The organism is Treponema maltophilum ATCC 51939 (assembly GCF_000413055.1).
GTDB classification, from domain to species: Bacteria; Spirochaetota; Spirochaetia; order Treponematales; family Treponemataceae; genus Treponema_C; species Treponema_C maltophilum.
Genome location: NZ_KE332518.1, coordinates 426,389 through 439,948 on the forward strand (window position 1 = coordinate 426,389; position 13,560 = coordinate 439,948).

General features: G+C 51.0%; 9 protein-coding genes. 3 read left to right on the forward strand and 6 right to left on the reverse strand.

The annotated features are described in order from the left end of the window. The first annotated feature begins 1 nt into the window (after position 1). From HMPREF9194_RS01975 to HMPREF9194_RS01985, 3 genes are read left to right on the forward strand one after another with little or no spacing between them, the layout of a single operon-like run. Positions 2 to 739 carry a DUF5058 family protein gene (locus HMPREF9194_RS01975; RefSeq protein WP_016524689.1) on the forward strand — a complete coding sequence of 246 codons (738 nt, stop codon included), beginning with the start codon at positions 2 to 4 and terminating at the stop codon, positions 737 to 739. A 9-nt stretch (positions 740 to 748) separates the two neighbouring features. Then, entirely contained in the window at positions 749 to 1,414 is a 666-nt protein-coding gene (locus tag HMPREF9194_RS01980) for a hypothetical protein (protein WP_016524690.1), read from the forward strand. Positions 1,415 to 1,416: 2 nt separating this feature from the next. Continuing rightward, a complete protein-coding gene (locus HMPREF9194_RS01985; protein ID WP_016524691.1) occupies positions 1,417 to 2,859 on the forward strand; it encodes a M20/M25/M40 family metallo-hydrolase in 1,443 nt (480 codons plus the stop codon). A 79-nt stretch (positions 2,860 to 2,938) separates the two neighbouring features. On the opposite strand, the gene HMPREF9194_RS01990 is transcribed toward HMPREF9194_RS01985, so the two are convergent. The 6 genes from HMPREF9194_RS01990 to HMPREF9194_RS02020 form a co-directional block, all read right to left on the reverse strand. Next, complete coding sequence (locus tag HMPREF9194_RS01990; RefSeq protein ID WP_016524692.1) at positions 2,939 to 4,288, reverse strand: MATE family efflux transporter; 1,350 nt, start codon at positions 4,286 to 4,288, stop codon at positions 2,939 to 2,941. Further along, complete coding sequence (locus HMPREF9194_RS01995; protein WP_016524693.1) at positions 4,281 to 5,804, reverse strand: NFACT RNA binding domain-containing protein; 1,524 nt, start codon at positions 5,802 to 5,804, stop codon at positions 4,281 to 4,283. Before HMPREF9194_RS01995 ends, HMPREF9194_RS01990 begins: the two co-directional genes overlap by 8 nt. A 282-nt stretch (positions 5,805 to 6,086) precedes the next feature. Further along, the gene (locus HMPREF9194_RS02000) at positions 6,087 to 6,764 is read right to left on the reverse strand and encodes a hypothetical protein (protein WP_016524694.1); all 678 of its coding nucleotides are present in this window, start codon (positions 6,762 to 6,764) and stop codon (positions 6,087 to 6,089) included. A gap of 98 nt (positions 6,765 to 6,862) precedes the next feature. Continuing rightward, positions 6,863 to 8,947, reverse strand: a complete 2,085-nt coding sequence (gene fusA / locus HMPREF9194_RS02005) for an elongation factor G (protein ID WP_016524695.1) — start codon at positions 8,945 to 8,947, stop codon at positions 6,863 to 6,865. Between the two features lie 615 nt (positions 8,948 to 9,562). Continuing rightward, on the reverse strand, positions 9,563 to 11,821 hold the full coding sequence (locus HMPREF9194_RS02015; protein ID WP_016524696.1) for an FAD-binding protein: 2,259 nt from the start codon (positions 11,819 to 11,821) through the stop codon (positions 9,563 to 9,565). Positions 11,822 to 11,982: 161 nt separating this feature from the next. Then, positions 11,983 to 13,245 carry a zinc-binding dehydrogenase gene (locus tag HMPREF9194_RS02020; RefSeq protein ID WP_016524697.1) on the reverse strand — a complete coding sequence of 421 codons (1,263 nt, stop codon included), beginning with the start codon at positions 13,243 to 13,245 and terminating at the stop codon, positions 11,983 to 11,985. Between the last annotated feature and the right edge of the window lie 315 nt (positions 13,246 to 13,560).

Below are 13,560 nucleotides of genomic sequence, written 5' to 3' on the forward strand. Positions count from 1 at the left end.
TATGAACGCTGTTCATGCGGAAGGCTTGACCGCTTCGGCCAATTCCGCTTTTATGTACGGTATCGGCGCGGCGGTTGCTGCCTTGATTACGCTGGTATCGATTGTGTTTGCCGTGCGCGCCTACCGCGCCGCCGTTGCGGCCGGCATCGACAAGAAGTCGATCCGCTCGGTTATCCGTTCAAGTGCGGTATTTACGCTGATTCCTTCAACCGCGATTCTGCTCGGTCTTGTTACGATGGCCGGAGGTTTGGGCGTCCCGCTTTCGTGGATACGGCTTTCGGTTATCGGCGCGGTACAGTACGAATTGATAGCGGCAAACGCTGCCGCTTCGGCTGCGGGAATTCCCGCACTGCTTTTGGATCTTCTTACGCCGCGCGTTTTCGTTTCGATCGCCGTTGTTATGACCGCCTGCATTATTTCCGGCCCCCTGTTCAATTTGTTTTTTCTTAAACGCTACAATGCCGGCGTAAAAAACATGCAGCAAAAAGACAACCGCTGGGGACACCTCGTCGTCGATTCGATGTTTATGGGAATGATTTGTACGTTTTTGGGAAACCCGATCATCGCGCTGCGCCTTGATCCCGGTCGCGGAAAAACCGCCCTGCTTGTTATGTTTGTGTCGGCTGCGGTTATGGCTTTGTGCAGTTTCGCCGTCAAAAAGGGTAAGCTGAAAGCGTTTGAAGGTTTTGCGCTTCCGGTAAGCATGATTACGGGAATGGCGTTTGCCGTTTTGTTTTGAGGTGCGCAAATGGAAAAAAAATCGAATTTTACGGATATTCATTTTGTCGGCCGTTTGTGGACGGCTTTATCGCTGTTGGTTATTTGCGCGGTTCCTGTTGCAATATGCGTATATTTCGGCGTGTGGCCGGATGCAAAGCTTGTGCTGGCGGGGATTTTGAAGGTCGGAATCATTTACATTCCGATCGGTATTATAGAAGCGGTAACCTTTGCACCGATCTTGGGTTCGGGCGCTTCGTATTTGGCATTTATTACGGGGAATTTGACGAACCTGAAAATCCCGTGCGCGCTTAATGCCGTGGAAAGCGCCGAAGTTCAAAGCGGAACGACTGAAAGCGATATTCTTTCAACCTTGTCGGTCGCCGTTTCCACGCTTGTAACGAATCTTATGCTGTGCATTGCCGTGCTGCTTTTGGTACCGCTTACGCCGCTTTTGTCTTCTCCCGTGTTGGCGCCGGCTTTTGCAAATGTTATTCCGGCTTTGTTCGGCGCCTTGGGCTATATGTTTATATCGCAAAACTGGAAAATCGCCGTGCTGCCGCTTATCTTTGTGGCGGCGCTGTACACGCTGCTTCCGGCCCAAACGGCTCAAACCGTTTCGGGCGCTTTAATTCCCGTGTCGGTTTTGGTAACGCTCGCGGGAGCCCGCGTTTTGTATAAAAGGAATATGGTGTAATTATGAACGAAAAAAATCCCGCCGAAAAAAAATCCGCAGCGGCAAAATCGGCAAAACTGGCCGCAGTAAAGTCGGCAAAGTCTGCCGAGGCAAAGTCGAAGCTGGCTGCGGCAGTTTCCGCCGCCGAACGCTTTGCTTCTCTTATTCGCTGCCCGACCGTATCTTTGCCGACCGACAAAGATACGCAGCAAAACGATGTGCAAAGCGACGTGTTCGATCGTTTTCATGCCGAACTGAAAAAAAACTATCCTGCGGTATTTAAAGCATGCGAGCGCATAAAAGTCGGGCGTTATCCGCTTGTGCTGCGCTGGAAAGGGAAAGACTCTTCGGCTTCGGTTGTGTTTGCCGCGCACCAGGATGTGGTGCCGGCGGCTGAGCATGCCGAGCGCTGGAAGTACGAACCCTTTGCGGGCACAATAGCCGAAGGCGCCGTATGGGGGCGCGGCGCGCTCGACGACAAGGGCAGCCTGTGCGCGATTTTTGAAGCCTGCGAAAGTTTGGCCGCCGAAAATTTTACGCCTTCGTGCGACATTTACCTTTGTTTTTCGCATAATGAAGAAACGATGGGCTGGGGCGCGCGCGCCGTTGCCGACGAATTGGAAAGGCGCGGCGTTAAGCCGCTCTTTGTGCTCGACGAAGGAGGCGCCGTCGTGGAAAAGCCTCTGCCCCTTATGAAGGGAAAGGCGGCCATGATCGGCATTACCGAAAAAGGCGTTGCGGACGTCCGCTTTTGCGCGCGGAGCACGGGAGGGCATGCAAGTACGCCTCCAAAGCAAAGTCCCTTGGGCGCTCTCGGCGCATTCGCGTCTTCCGTAGAAAAAAAATCGCCTTTAAAAACGCATATGACCGGCGCCTTGGCGCGCATGCTGAGCGTATTGTCGCGCCGCATGAGCTTTCCGCTGAACGTTTTGTTCCGCTTTCCGCATTTTTTCGCGCCGCTTATTCGGGCGGTTTTTAAGGCGTCCGGGGGAGCTGCGCGCGCCCTTGTGCAAACGTCCTGCGCCTTTACGATGGCCCAAGGTTCCGACGCCGTAAACGTGCTGCCCGCAAGCGCCTTCCTTACGGCAAACTTGCGCATTTCAGGCGGCGATACGCTCGACTCGGTAATGGACTCTTTGCAAAAGCGGGCGACAAAATACGGCGTTCGGGCGGAACTGATCCGCGGGCACGAAGCGTCGCCCGAATCGGTATTGAACCGCGGTTGGGATATTTTGTGCAAAGCGCTCGACGCGCAGTTTCCCGGCGTAAGCGCCGTTCCGTACATTATGCTTGCCGCAAGCGATGCGCGTCATTATTGCAAATTGTGTCCGGCCGTGTATCGGTTTACTCCGTTCGAAATGACCGATGCCCAGCGCGGCAGTGTCCACGGCGTCGATGAACACCTCGAAGTTGCGAACTTTGAACGCGGCGTCCGTTTTTACCGCGACGTTATGCAGAGCATTTAAAAGGCGATATATTCGGCAAAGTGCCGGTCGGATAAACCGTCCGTCCGGCACACAGGCTTTTATTCCGGTGCAAAGGCGCTTATTTTCTTTCGTCCAAAAAGCGAAACGCGTTCTTTTTCCAGTGTCCGCTCAGATAATACGGAACGATAATCAGCACGCCGACGAGCCAGCCCGCCGCATAGCACCAAAATATGTTGTACTTTCCGCCCAGATGATCGAAAAGGTAGGCAAGCGGAACGCGCGCGCCCAAAAGTGAGATCAGCGTCGCGATCATCGGAAGCATCGATTGACCCGCGCCGCGCACGGCCGAATTGAGGATAAAGATAATCGCGAGCAAAAAGTAGGGCGGCATAAGGCGCTTGAGGAATTCCGTTCCGGTGCGCAAAACGTCCGCATCCTGCGTAAAGGCCATGAGCAGGTAGCGGCCGAAAATCATAACCAAAACGCTGCTGATGACGGCAATGCTGACCGAAATGATGACGGCGCTGCGTACGCCCTGTTTTACGCGGTCGAGTCTGCGCGCACCGATGTTTTGTCCGACAAAGGCGCTGACCGCGGTTGCAAAACTGACGATGGGCATAAAGACGAAAGCGTCGACTTTGTTTGTAGCGCCGTAGCCTGCCATAAAGGCGCTGCCGTAACTGTTGACCAGGCGCTGCAAAACAATGGTTCCGACCGAAAACAGCATGTTTTGAATTCCGGCCGGAAGCCCGATTTGAAACATTTGCATTAGGATGCGGAAATCGAAGCGCATGTCGCGCGAAAACAGTTTGAACAGTTTTACTTTGCGGTTTATATACCACACGCCGAAGGCAAAGGCGACGCCCTGCGCTATAACGGTTGCCAGCGCAACTCCGAACACGCCCATGTTGAATACGGTAACGAAAATCAAATCGAGGGCGATGTTTACGGCGGTCGCGATCGCCAAAAACAGCAGTGACGATTTGCTGTCGCCGACGCCCTGCAGGATGGCGGTGTTGACGTTGTAGCCGAACATGAGAACCGATCCGGCAAATACCGTTTGCAGATAGGTTGCCGACATTTCCATCGTGTCGCCCTCGGGAGTATGCATAAAGTGCAAAAAGGGACGGGCTGCGGCAACGCCGGCGAGGGTAATGATGAGCGAGCCGAAAATCATGCCGATATAAATCGTGTCGACCGCAAGCTTAAGCTTTTCGTTTTGCTTTGATCCGAAAAACTGCGATATGAGGATGACGGCTCCGGTTGCGGCGCCCGCAAACAGCGATACGAGCAAAAGGATGACGACAAAGGAGTTGCCGACTGCGGCGAGAGCTTCTTTGCCGATAAAGTTTCCCACAACAATGCTGTCCACAATGTTGTACATTTGCTGCAGAATGTTCCCTAAAAGCATGGGGATTGCGAATTTCGTTATGAGTTTTGCAGGGTTTCCCGCAGTCATGTCAGTCATGTGTTTTCATCTTCTCCATTTTGCGGATGCGCTCGTCATCCAGCGTAATTGTAATATTTTTTTCGTGAGTCGGCAAGACGGTTCCCTTGGGAGCGCCCTTTGCGCGGCGCAGGTATTTTACCTGCGTATAATACACGTCGGCGGTTTTGGCTTTTCGCGCCTTTGAATAAAAAACGGCGAGGTTCCCCGCGTCAATGAGGATATCGAGTGGAATGGTTTTGCCGCGCCGGTTTTTTATAAATACGTAGCCGCCGCTCCAATCGCGGGTATGCAGCCACAGATCGAGCCCGTTTACGTGCCGGCGCAAAAGCTCATCGTTTTCTGCCGCACTCCTTCCGACGAAAAGTTGCCATTCGCCGATTGTAAAGCCGACGCCCGGCCTCTTTTTTTCGTGCGGTTTTTGCGTTTGTTCTTTTTTTTGCAAAAACTGCCGTATGCGGAGGGGATTTTCTTCGGCTTTGATTTCTTCATAAGAAGCTCGTACGTCTTCAAGCTCTTGTTTTAAATCCAGAATATCCTTTTCCAAATCGGCCAAACCGCTTCGGGCTTTTTTATACTCCGCGTAACGGTCGGCCGCATTTTCGGCGGCGCTTTTTTTCGGATCTATGCGGATGCTCACCGTTTTTCCGCTTTCGTAGTCGAAACACTCAATCGGCACGGATTCTTTATATGCGCGCGCCTCCGTATGTTGTTGCGCGAGCGCGCTTTGTTCATTGAACAGGTGTGCGTTCGCCAATATAAGGTCGCCTTGACGCTTATATAAATCCGCGTGCAAAAAAGTGCGGCGCTTTTCTTCGAGCCGAAGTACGGCGCTTTGTATGCGGCCGACTCTTTGTTCGTACGCTTTGTGCGCTTGCGCCAATAAGAGCGTGCGCGAAGAGGTTTTTCCGTATTCGGCGTACCATTTGTCGAGTTGTTCGTTGAACGAAAGCGCCTCGGGATCGACGCCTGAACGTCGAAAACACTCGGCGTATTCGCCCTGCGTAAAGTCGCGCTTTTGAAACTCCTTGTGCGGAGCGCTTTGCTTCGCTTGTGAATGCGCTTGGCTCGTATCGGGCAGGCTGAACGTTCCGCCGCTTATTTCGCCGCGTTTTGGGCGCCGATAAAACACGTCTAAAATGTGCATCGAGTCATCGGTAACGACAATGTTCGCCGCGCCGCTCCATAAACGGATGAACAGATTATACGAAACGTCGCCTTGAACCGCCCGTATGCGCACGATGCGCTCTTGACCTATTTGCTCGATGCTTCGGATTCTTGCGCCTTTTATGCGGCTTTTTAAAAATTCCATAAACCGGAGCGGCGTTTTGTTTTTGGGGATTGTGCGCGCCGTTTCGTGCAGGCGGCACTCGTTCGGCGCAAGGCAGATGTACAGGCATTTTGCCCGATTGTACGAAGTTTTATACAGATATAAAGCGATGCTGTCGTAGCCGGGCTGAACGATGTCCTGAATGAATGCGCCCTCGGCGTCGAGTTCCGATAAAACAATATCAATTTCCGTGCAATTCAGCGACATAGCGTCCCCACAATTTGCACAACCGAACAAAATATGAATTTTGTTCGGTTGTGCAAATCTGCTGTTTCGTAAAGCTTCCGCTTGAGAAACGGCAGTCAATAAGCGATGTTTCGGCAACACAAGAGCACAAGCCGAAACTCGGCGCTTAACAAGGCCGCGCCATTTCAGCGGCCGCCGTTAAGCCCTTCCTATAAACAAGCCATTTCTATAAAAATAAAAACGGGCTGCCGCAAAGCGCAAACTTTATCGGCAACCCGCCCTTTAAGGTATTCCGTTTTTCCGTTATTTTTCAACCATAAGCAGCGTTTTTGTATCGAGCTTTAAGTTGATTCCCTTTACCGGCGCCGAATGCATTTTAAGCACTTTCATGTCGATCGTATCGTTTTTTTGCTCCAAATGCACAATCGTGTTGATTTGTTCGGCGGTCGCCGCGTTCATAACCGTGCACGGATCTTCATCTTCGCAGTTGCATGTCGCCCAGATGAAAAATCCCGCTTCCGCGGCATAGTTCTTTAAGATTTTTATATCTTCGGCTTTTACTTTGGAAAAATTCAATCCGTCGATAATCAGGCACGCCGTCGGAATTCCGCCCGAAAGCAGGGCTTTAAGCGTGTTTACAATTTGAACGGCGGAAACGGTGTTTTGATTGAAATTCAAAATAATACGTTTGCTGATCAAGCTGTCTTTTATTTCTTCGGGGTTTTTAAGATTTTTCTTTTTTGCCATTTCCCAAAAAATATCTTCATACCATGTTATAATCGCATTGGTGTGCTGATTAAAAGAAACGTGGACGACTTGTTTTTCCTGCAGCAGCATATCGAGTCCTATTTGAACCAGAACGGCCGTTTTACCCAAACCTTTTTTCGAAGTCAGGATTCCCATCTCTCCGGCTTTTAAGCCGCCGTTTGTCGCCTGATCGAAAAAACGCACGGGGCTGCGATCAATAAGAGTTTGTTTCATGTGCTACTCCTATAAATAAATAGACGAGTTTGCGACGCAAACTCGGCATAAAAAGCGGCGGCGCTATTGCAGACGGCGCTTTTTATGCTCTCCTTTAGTTATTGATTCTTTTTACGCTTTTCTTCGTATTCTTTTATCAGCGTTTCGGCAATGCCCGTCGGAACCTTTCCGTATTTTTCGAATTCCATCGAGAATTCCGCCTTGCCCTGAGTTAAAGAACGCAAAACCGTCGAAAAGCCGAACATTTCGCTTAAGGGAACTTCGGCATCGACGCGGCTGAAATTGCCGTCTTCGGTGGACGAAATGATAATACCGCGTCTTTGATTGATGACGGCAAAAATGTTTCCCTGAAATTCGGTGGGGCCTTCGATCGAAACCTTCATAATCGGTTCCAAAATAACCGGCTTTGCTTTTAAGTACGCTTCGCGGAATCCGCCGATCGCCGCTTGCTGGAATGCAATATCGGAAGAGTCTACCGGGTGCGATTGGCCGTCGTTTATCGTCGCTTTAATGCCGACGATGGGGAAGCCGATCAGGGCGCCCTTTGTCATCGAAGCTCTGAAGCCTTTATCGCAGGACGGAATAAATTCGTTCGGAATGGCACCGCCTTTTATGGCATCGACAAACTCGTAATCTTTGCCTTCCAGCGGTTCGAGGAAGCCGGCGACGCGGCCGTACTGTCCGGAACCTCCGGTTTGCTTTTTATGCGTATAGTTGAAGTCGGCATGCTGGGTAATCGTTTCGCGGTAGGCAACCTGCGGCATACCCGTTTCGACTTCGCACTTATATTCACGCCTCATGCGTTCGATGTATACTTCCAAGTGAAGCTCGCCCATACCCTTGATAATCGTTTGGTTCGATTCGGGGTCCACATACGATTGGAACGTGGGGTCTTCTTTCGTAAAGCGGTTCAAAGCCTTTGCCATTTGGTCGGCCGATTTTTTGTCTTTGGGCGTAATGGCGAGCGAAATAACCGGATCGGGCACGTACATTGAAGTCATCGCATAGTTTAAGCTCGGATGGCAGAACGTATCGCCGGATGCGCAGTCTATGCCGAACAGCGCGACAATGTCGCCCGGAGAACCTTCGTTTATGTCTTCCATTGAAGAAGAGTTCATGCGCACCAAACGGCCTACTTTGAATTTTTTGCGTGCGCGCGTATTTAAAAGTTCGTCGCCTTTTTTTAAACAGCCCTGATACACGCGGACGTAGGTGAGCTGGCCGTATTGCCCGTCTTCCAGTTTAAAGCCCAAAGCGACGCAGGGAAGTTTTTCGTCGGCTTTTAATTCGACCGGCGCTTCGTTGTTGTCCAAATCCAAAGCGATGTTTTTTACTTCGGTCGGGTTCGGAAGGTATTTGATGACGCCGTCCAAAAGCGGCTGAATGCCCTTGTTTTTATATGCCGAACCGAGGAATACGCCGACGAACTGTTCGCTCAAGGTTCCTTTGCGAATTGCCCGTTCGATCATTTCCTGCGTTTCCTTACCTTCGAGCATGGCTTCCATAAGTTCGTCGTCGAACATGGACGCGGCATCCAAAAGTTCTTCGCGGTATTTTGCCGCATCGGCTTGCAAGTGTGCGGGAATTTCGGCGTAGCGCAATTCGGTACCGTTATCGCCTTCAAAATAAATCGCCTTCATCGTGATAAGATCGACAACGCCTTCGAGCTTGTCTTCCAGTCCGATCGGGATTTCCATCATGTACGCGTTAAGGCCGAGTTTTTCCCGCAGCTGCATGCGGACTTTAAAAGGGTTCGCGCCCGTGCGGTCGCATTTGTTGACAAAGGCGATTCTCGGAACATGGTAGCGTTTTAATTGGCGGTCTACGGTTATTGACTGCGACTGAACGCCGCCGACGGAACACAAAACCAAAATGGCTCCGTCCAAAACGCGCAAAGAACGTTCGACTTCAACGGTAAAGTCGACGTGGCCGGGCGTATCGATAACATTGACGGTGTAATCTTTCCATTTAACCTGTGTGGATGCGGACTGAATCGTAATACCGCGTTCCCGCTCCAGTTCCATATTGTCCATTACGGCACCGACTCCGTCTTTTCCGCGTACTTCATGGATGGCATGAATTTTGTCGCAATAAAAAAGAATACGTTCGGACAGGGTTGTTTTTCCCGAGTCAATATGGGCACTGATACCGATATTTCTCATCTTTGAAATATCAAAACTCATAGTTTTAGTACCTCTCTCTTACTGGTTTTGCAGAATCTGCAAGGATTTTCAGTATAAAAACATCTAATGCAATATAGTATAGCGAAAAAGGTCAAAAAGAGCAAGCGGCGTGTAAAAATCAGATGCCGCGCCCAAAACTCGCATACACTTACGGCTTTGCCGACATCGTATGAAACCTGTACGAAGCGTACAGGTTTCAACCCGAGTTTGCCTTACGGCAAACATCGCGTGCCGGTATGGGAATTGCACTTCCATGTGCAATTCCCAACTTGAGTTTGCTTCGCAAACTCGAAAACCTACGGCTTTGCCGACATCGTATGAACCTGTACGAAGCGTACAGGTTTCAACCCGAGTTTGCCTTACGGCAAACATCGCGTGCCGGTATGGGAATTGCACTTCCGTGTGCAATTCCCAACTCGAGTTTGCTTCGCAAACTCGGAAACCTACGGCTTTGCCGGCGTCCGTGCCGGTACATTAATATACTGACGGGACATAAAAAAGGCCGCCCGAAGGGCGGCCGCTTGCTTTGCCGTCGCCGAAGGCGGAGCAAAGCAAAAGAGGGGCGAGCTGCAGAAAAACCGAATGTTTTAAGAAAGGTTCCTGCAGCCTTTTCCCTTATTTTGTTAAACCGGCTTTTTTCATAGCCGTCGCGAGCGCTTCTTTGAAAGCGGTCGACGTCATGGTCGCGCCGGAAACCGTGTCGAGCTGTGCGCTTTGTTTTTGCAGCGCCTGCTCGGTCAGTTTTGCGATCGCTTCGGGGCCGATGCCGGGCGTTTCGGAGTGTTTGATCACTTTGATGTCCGTCATTTTGCCGTCTTTAACCGTAATCTGTACGCGAACGGTTCCGCCCATACCCTTGTCGGATGCGCCCGTAAAGGTATTGTTTGCTGCACCCGACATACTCGTATAGTTGAAGATGGAACCGGATGCCGCAGTCGTTTTTTGACCGGATGCGATAGCCTTCAATTCGGCTTCTTTGTCCGAATGCGTTTTCGTTGCGCGCGTGGAACCGCGGGGCGCAAAGAACGAAGCTTTGTCGGTCTTCGTCTTGTAGTTCGTTTCATCGCCGGCAAATGCGGGATCGAGCGCCGTGCTCGCCGTCGCAAATCCGTCTTTGTCAACGGAAGCGGCCGAGCGGCCTGCGATATAACCCGCCGTGATAACGCGGCCCAAACCGTGCACTCTCATACCGCCGGCGGATTCGCCCGCGCAAAAGAGGTTCGGAATGAGTTTTCCGTGCAAGTCGACAACCTGCATTTTGTCGTCGACGCGCAAACCCGCAAGCGTGTCGTGGATGTTCGATACCGCCCACAGTGCATAAAAAGGTCCGGTTTTGATTTGGTTTTTAAGCGTGGTTTTTCCCCAATCGTCGTCTTTTCCGGCCGCGACAAACGAATTGTAGCGGTTAACCGTGTTGACGAGGGTTTTGGGATCCATCTTGATGTTTTCGTAGTATTTGTTGACAATTTTTTGTGCGAGTTCTTCAAGCGTGTCCGCTTTGAACGCATAGCCGCCTTCGAAATCGAGAACGCCCTGTTCCATAACCCAGTCGTTGCGTTTTGCGGCCGCGTCGTCGACGATCGCCCATACCGGGCCGCCGTAGCATTCGGCGTTTCCGTCGCCGTCCGCGTCGATAAATACGCTCGATGCGGCGCTGTTAAAAAAGCGCTGATATTCGGGACCGGGGAATACTCCGCGATAATCGTCTTCGTTGGCAAAGCGCTGGCCGAGCATGTTGACGACGATCATGCTGTTGAGATCCATTTCGATACCGGTTGCTCTCGAAATCGCCCAGAGTTTGCTGTCTCTCATAAAACCGCGGCCGTAGCCGTACTGGCAGCCGATGCGGTTCGGCGCTTTCATCTGCGCGCCGCCTTCGGTCATTTGATAAGACGAAAGCGACATAAGAGCGGCACCGATTTCCATTGCGGCGATTTCACCCGATGCATCCTGATCGGAGAAGGGCATGCCTCCCAAGCCGTCGTATTCGGGGCCGAGGCGCGGGTCGAACATCGTGCGGAATTGCACGTTGCCGGTCGAACCGCCGGTTGCGATGATAACGGCTTTGTTCGCTTTAATGTTCAGCGTTTTTTTCGTGTTGTCGATGTTCCCTTCCGTCATAAGGCTCGTAAGCGGTTTGCTTTCGCCGGGCAAAATGTGCGGCGTATAGCTTGCCTGTACGCCCAATACTTTTCCGGATTGAACGCCTTCGCGGTAGATTTTGTCCATGTGGTAGTTCAAAAGGAATTTCGCACCCTTGTCGCGCAGTGATTTTTCGAGCGGACGGGTAATTGCGACGCCTGCAGCTGTCGTGCCGGTGTATTCGTTTTTCCATTCGCCGCTGTCGGAATAGGTCATGCGTCCGACGCTGTCCGGATCCGATCCGCCGTCGCGGTAGTAATTGCGAACCATCGGTTCGATTTCCAAAATCTTAACGCCGTTCTTTAAAATAAAGTCGTACGCTTTTGCCATGCTGTTCGCAACGGAACGCACTTGGGAAAATTCGTTAAAACGCGAATCGACCGCTTGACCTCTGGTATGATCGTAGTAATACAAGTCGGCCGAATCTTCGATGCCCCATTCTTTTTGCGAAACCGTGCTGCCGCCTGAGTGAAGCTGACCTTCGCTGACCGCCGCGTGTCCGCCGACATCCCAGTTCGTTTCCACGAACAAAACGGATGCGCCGTCTTCGATCGCTTTAAGACCGGCGGGCAAACCTGCTCCGCCTGCTCCGACGATGACGACATCGGCCTGATAGTCCCATTTGACTTTTGCGGTACCGTTGCCGCATCCTGCAGCCAGCAAAAGTATCGTGACCAAACAAACAGATAAAACCGCAATTTTTGATACAATGCGATTGTCCGATAATTTCATAAAAACCTCCTATGAAATCCCTTGCACTTTTTGTGCTTTTTAACAAATAAGTATAAAAAAGCGGCGCGCGGTTATACGCCCCGCTTTCAAGTCGTATTATACTTTTTTCGAATATTTTTGTCCAGATTTTTATCGAATATTTTTTATCGATTTTACGGGTCTTACAGATCCGGCGCGTGTTTCAAAAGATAATCTTCGGCTTCTTTCGACCACAGCATATCGCTTTTTTGTACGATTTTTGCAAGTTCGGCGAAAAACGGATCGGTTTTGCCTTTTGCTTCAAAATCGGCTAAAGCGGTCAGCGGCAGTTTTTTATGCGTATAAATCAGCTTTTTGCCGCCGGGAATCTTATCCAAATTGATAACCGTGTCGGCGACTTGGTCGAGTCCGCCCACGTGCGTAATCATCGTAACCGGGTTGAGTTCGCCTTTGGCCATCATGTGCAAAGATTCTTTTATGTCGTCGGTATTGCCGCCCGAAGTGCCGACCACGTGGTGGGATTCGTAGTGGACATTGTAAAAGTTGTACATTGCGCTGAACGACGGGTCGGTGGGGCCTGCAAAAAAGTTCAAACAGCCGTCTTTGCCGCACAGGCTGTCGCCGAGTTCCACAACGGGCTTTACGGGCGCAAACACGAATACGTCGTCATAGAGTTTGCCGCCGTTAAGTTCTTTTAACTTTGCGGCCGGATCTTTAATGTCGCGCGTGTTCACATACACGAGTTTTACTCCGTGCTTTGCCGCTTCGGACGGCGGTAAAAGGCTTTCGGCTCTTTGCAGCCGCGCATCGTCGATGTCGGTTACAACCAAAAAACCGGGTTTGCGCGGATTGTGAACGGCGTAATCGATCGCCGTAAGTCCCATAGGGCCGACTCCCGCCAAAAGGGCAAGCGAGCCGCCTTCGACGATTCCCATGCGGTGTTCGTAGCTTCCCGCCGTGGTGTGGTACTGTGCGTGGAAGGCTCCGACAACGCAGGATACCGGCTCCGAAAGAGAGCCCATAAAAAAGTTGTCGGCCTTGTATTCCAAAAGGCAGCCCAACTCCATAACTTCGGCAGGAATGATGATATAGGTCGCATCGCCTCCGATATGGGCGTATGAATAGCCGGGCGCCCACAGCGTGCCGTCTTTGTTCAGCGCGGGCTGTATGGCGAACTTTTGCCCCGCCTTAAATTGGTGCTGCCATTTTTTGCCGACTTCAACCAGCGTTCCGCAAAATTCGTGCCCGATAATAACCGGATTTTCAGACAGCTTTGCGCGCACGCGTTTATGCGCGTCGCCCTGCATGGCAAGCTTGTGGCTCGACATACATACCGAATCGGAAACGATTTCCGCAAGGATTTCGTCGTCTTTAATGGGCGGAAGTTCGAATTCTTCCAGCCTCAAATCGTTTACTCCGTATAAACGGACAGCTTTTGTTTTCATACACACTCCTATAAAAACTTTTGCAGGGAATGTCAATTCCCGAAAAAGTTTTTTCAGCGCTTTCGTAAACGTTAGGTGAGAAAGCGTAATAAATAAACGAGTTTGCAACGCAAACTCGGAATAAAAAGCGACGACGCTATTTCAGTCGGCGCTTTTTATCATAACTCCTATAAAAACTTTTATTTAGGGGAAGGAAGACACTTTTGCGACTAAAAGTTTCTTCCTTCCCCTAAAACCCCTTCTATCTTCCAAATGACGCTTAAGGGCTACCGCCCTTAAGAATCCCAACCTATCCACAATACTGCCACTGATGGC

Coding starts and splice junctions, on each gene's coding strand:
- HMPREF9194_RS01975 (WP_016524689.1), top strand. CDS start 2: ATGAACGCTGTTCATGCGGAAGGCTTGACCGCTTCGGCCAATTCCGCT.
- HMPREF9194_RS01980 (WP_016524690.1), top strand. CDS start 749: ATGGAAAAAAAATCGAATTTTACGGATATTCATTTTGTCGGCCGTTTG.
- HMPREF9194_RS01985 (WP_016524691.1), top strand. CDS start 1,417: ATGAACGAAAAAAATCCCGCCGAAAAAAAATCCGCAGCGGCAAAATCG.
- HMPREF9194_RS01990 (WP_016524692.1), bottom strand. CDS start 4,288: ATGACTGACATGACTGCGGGAAACCCTGCAAAACTCATAACGAAATTC.
- HMPREF9194_RS01995 (WP_016524693.1), bottom strand. CDS start 5,804: ATGTCGCTGAATTGCACGGAAATTGATATTGTTTTATCGGAACTCGAC.
- HMPREF9194_RS02000 (WP_016524694.1), bottom strand. CDS start 6,764: ATGAAACAAACTCTTATTGATCGCAGCCCCGTGCGTTTTTTCGATCAG.
- fusA (WP_016524695.1), bottom strand. CDS start 8,947: ATGAGTTTTGATATTTCAAAGATGAGAAATATCGGTATCAGTGCCCAT.
- HMPREF9194_RS02015 (WP_016524696.1), bottom strand. CDS start 11,821: ATGAAATTATCGGACAATCGCATTGTATCAAAAATTGCGGTTTTATCT.
- HMPREF9194_RS02020 (WP_016524697.1), bottom strand. CDS start 13,245: ATGAAAACAAAAGCTGTCCGTTTATACGGAGTAAACGATTTGAGGCTG.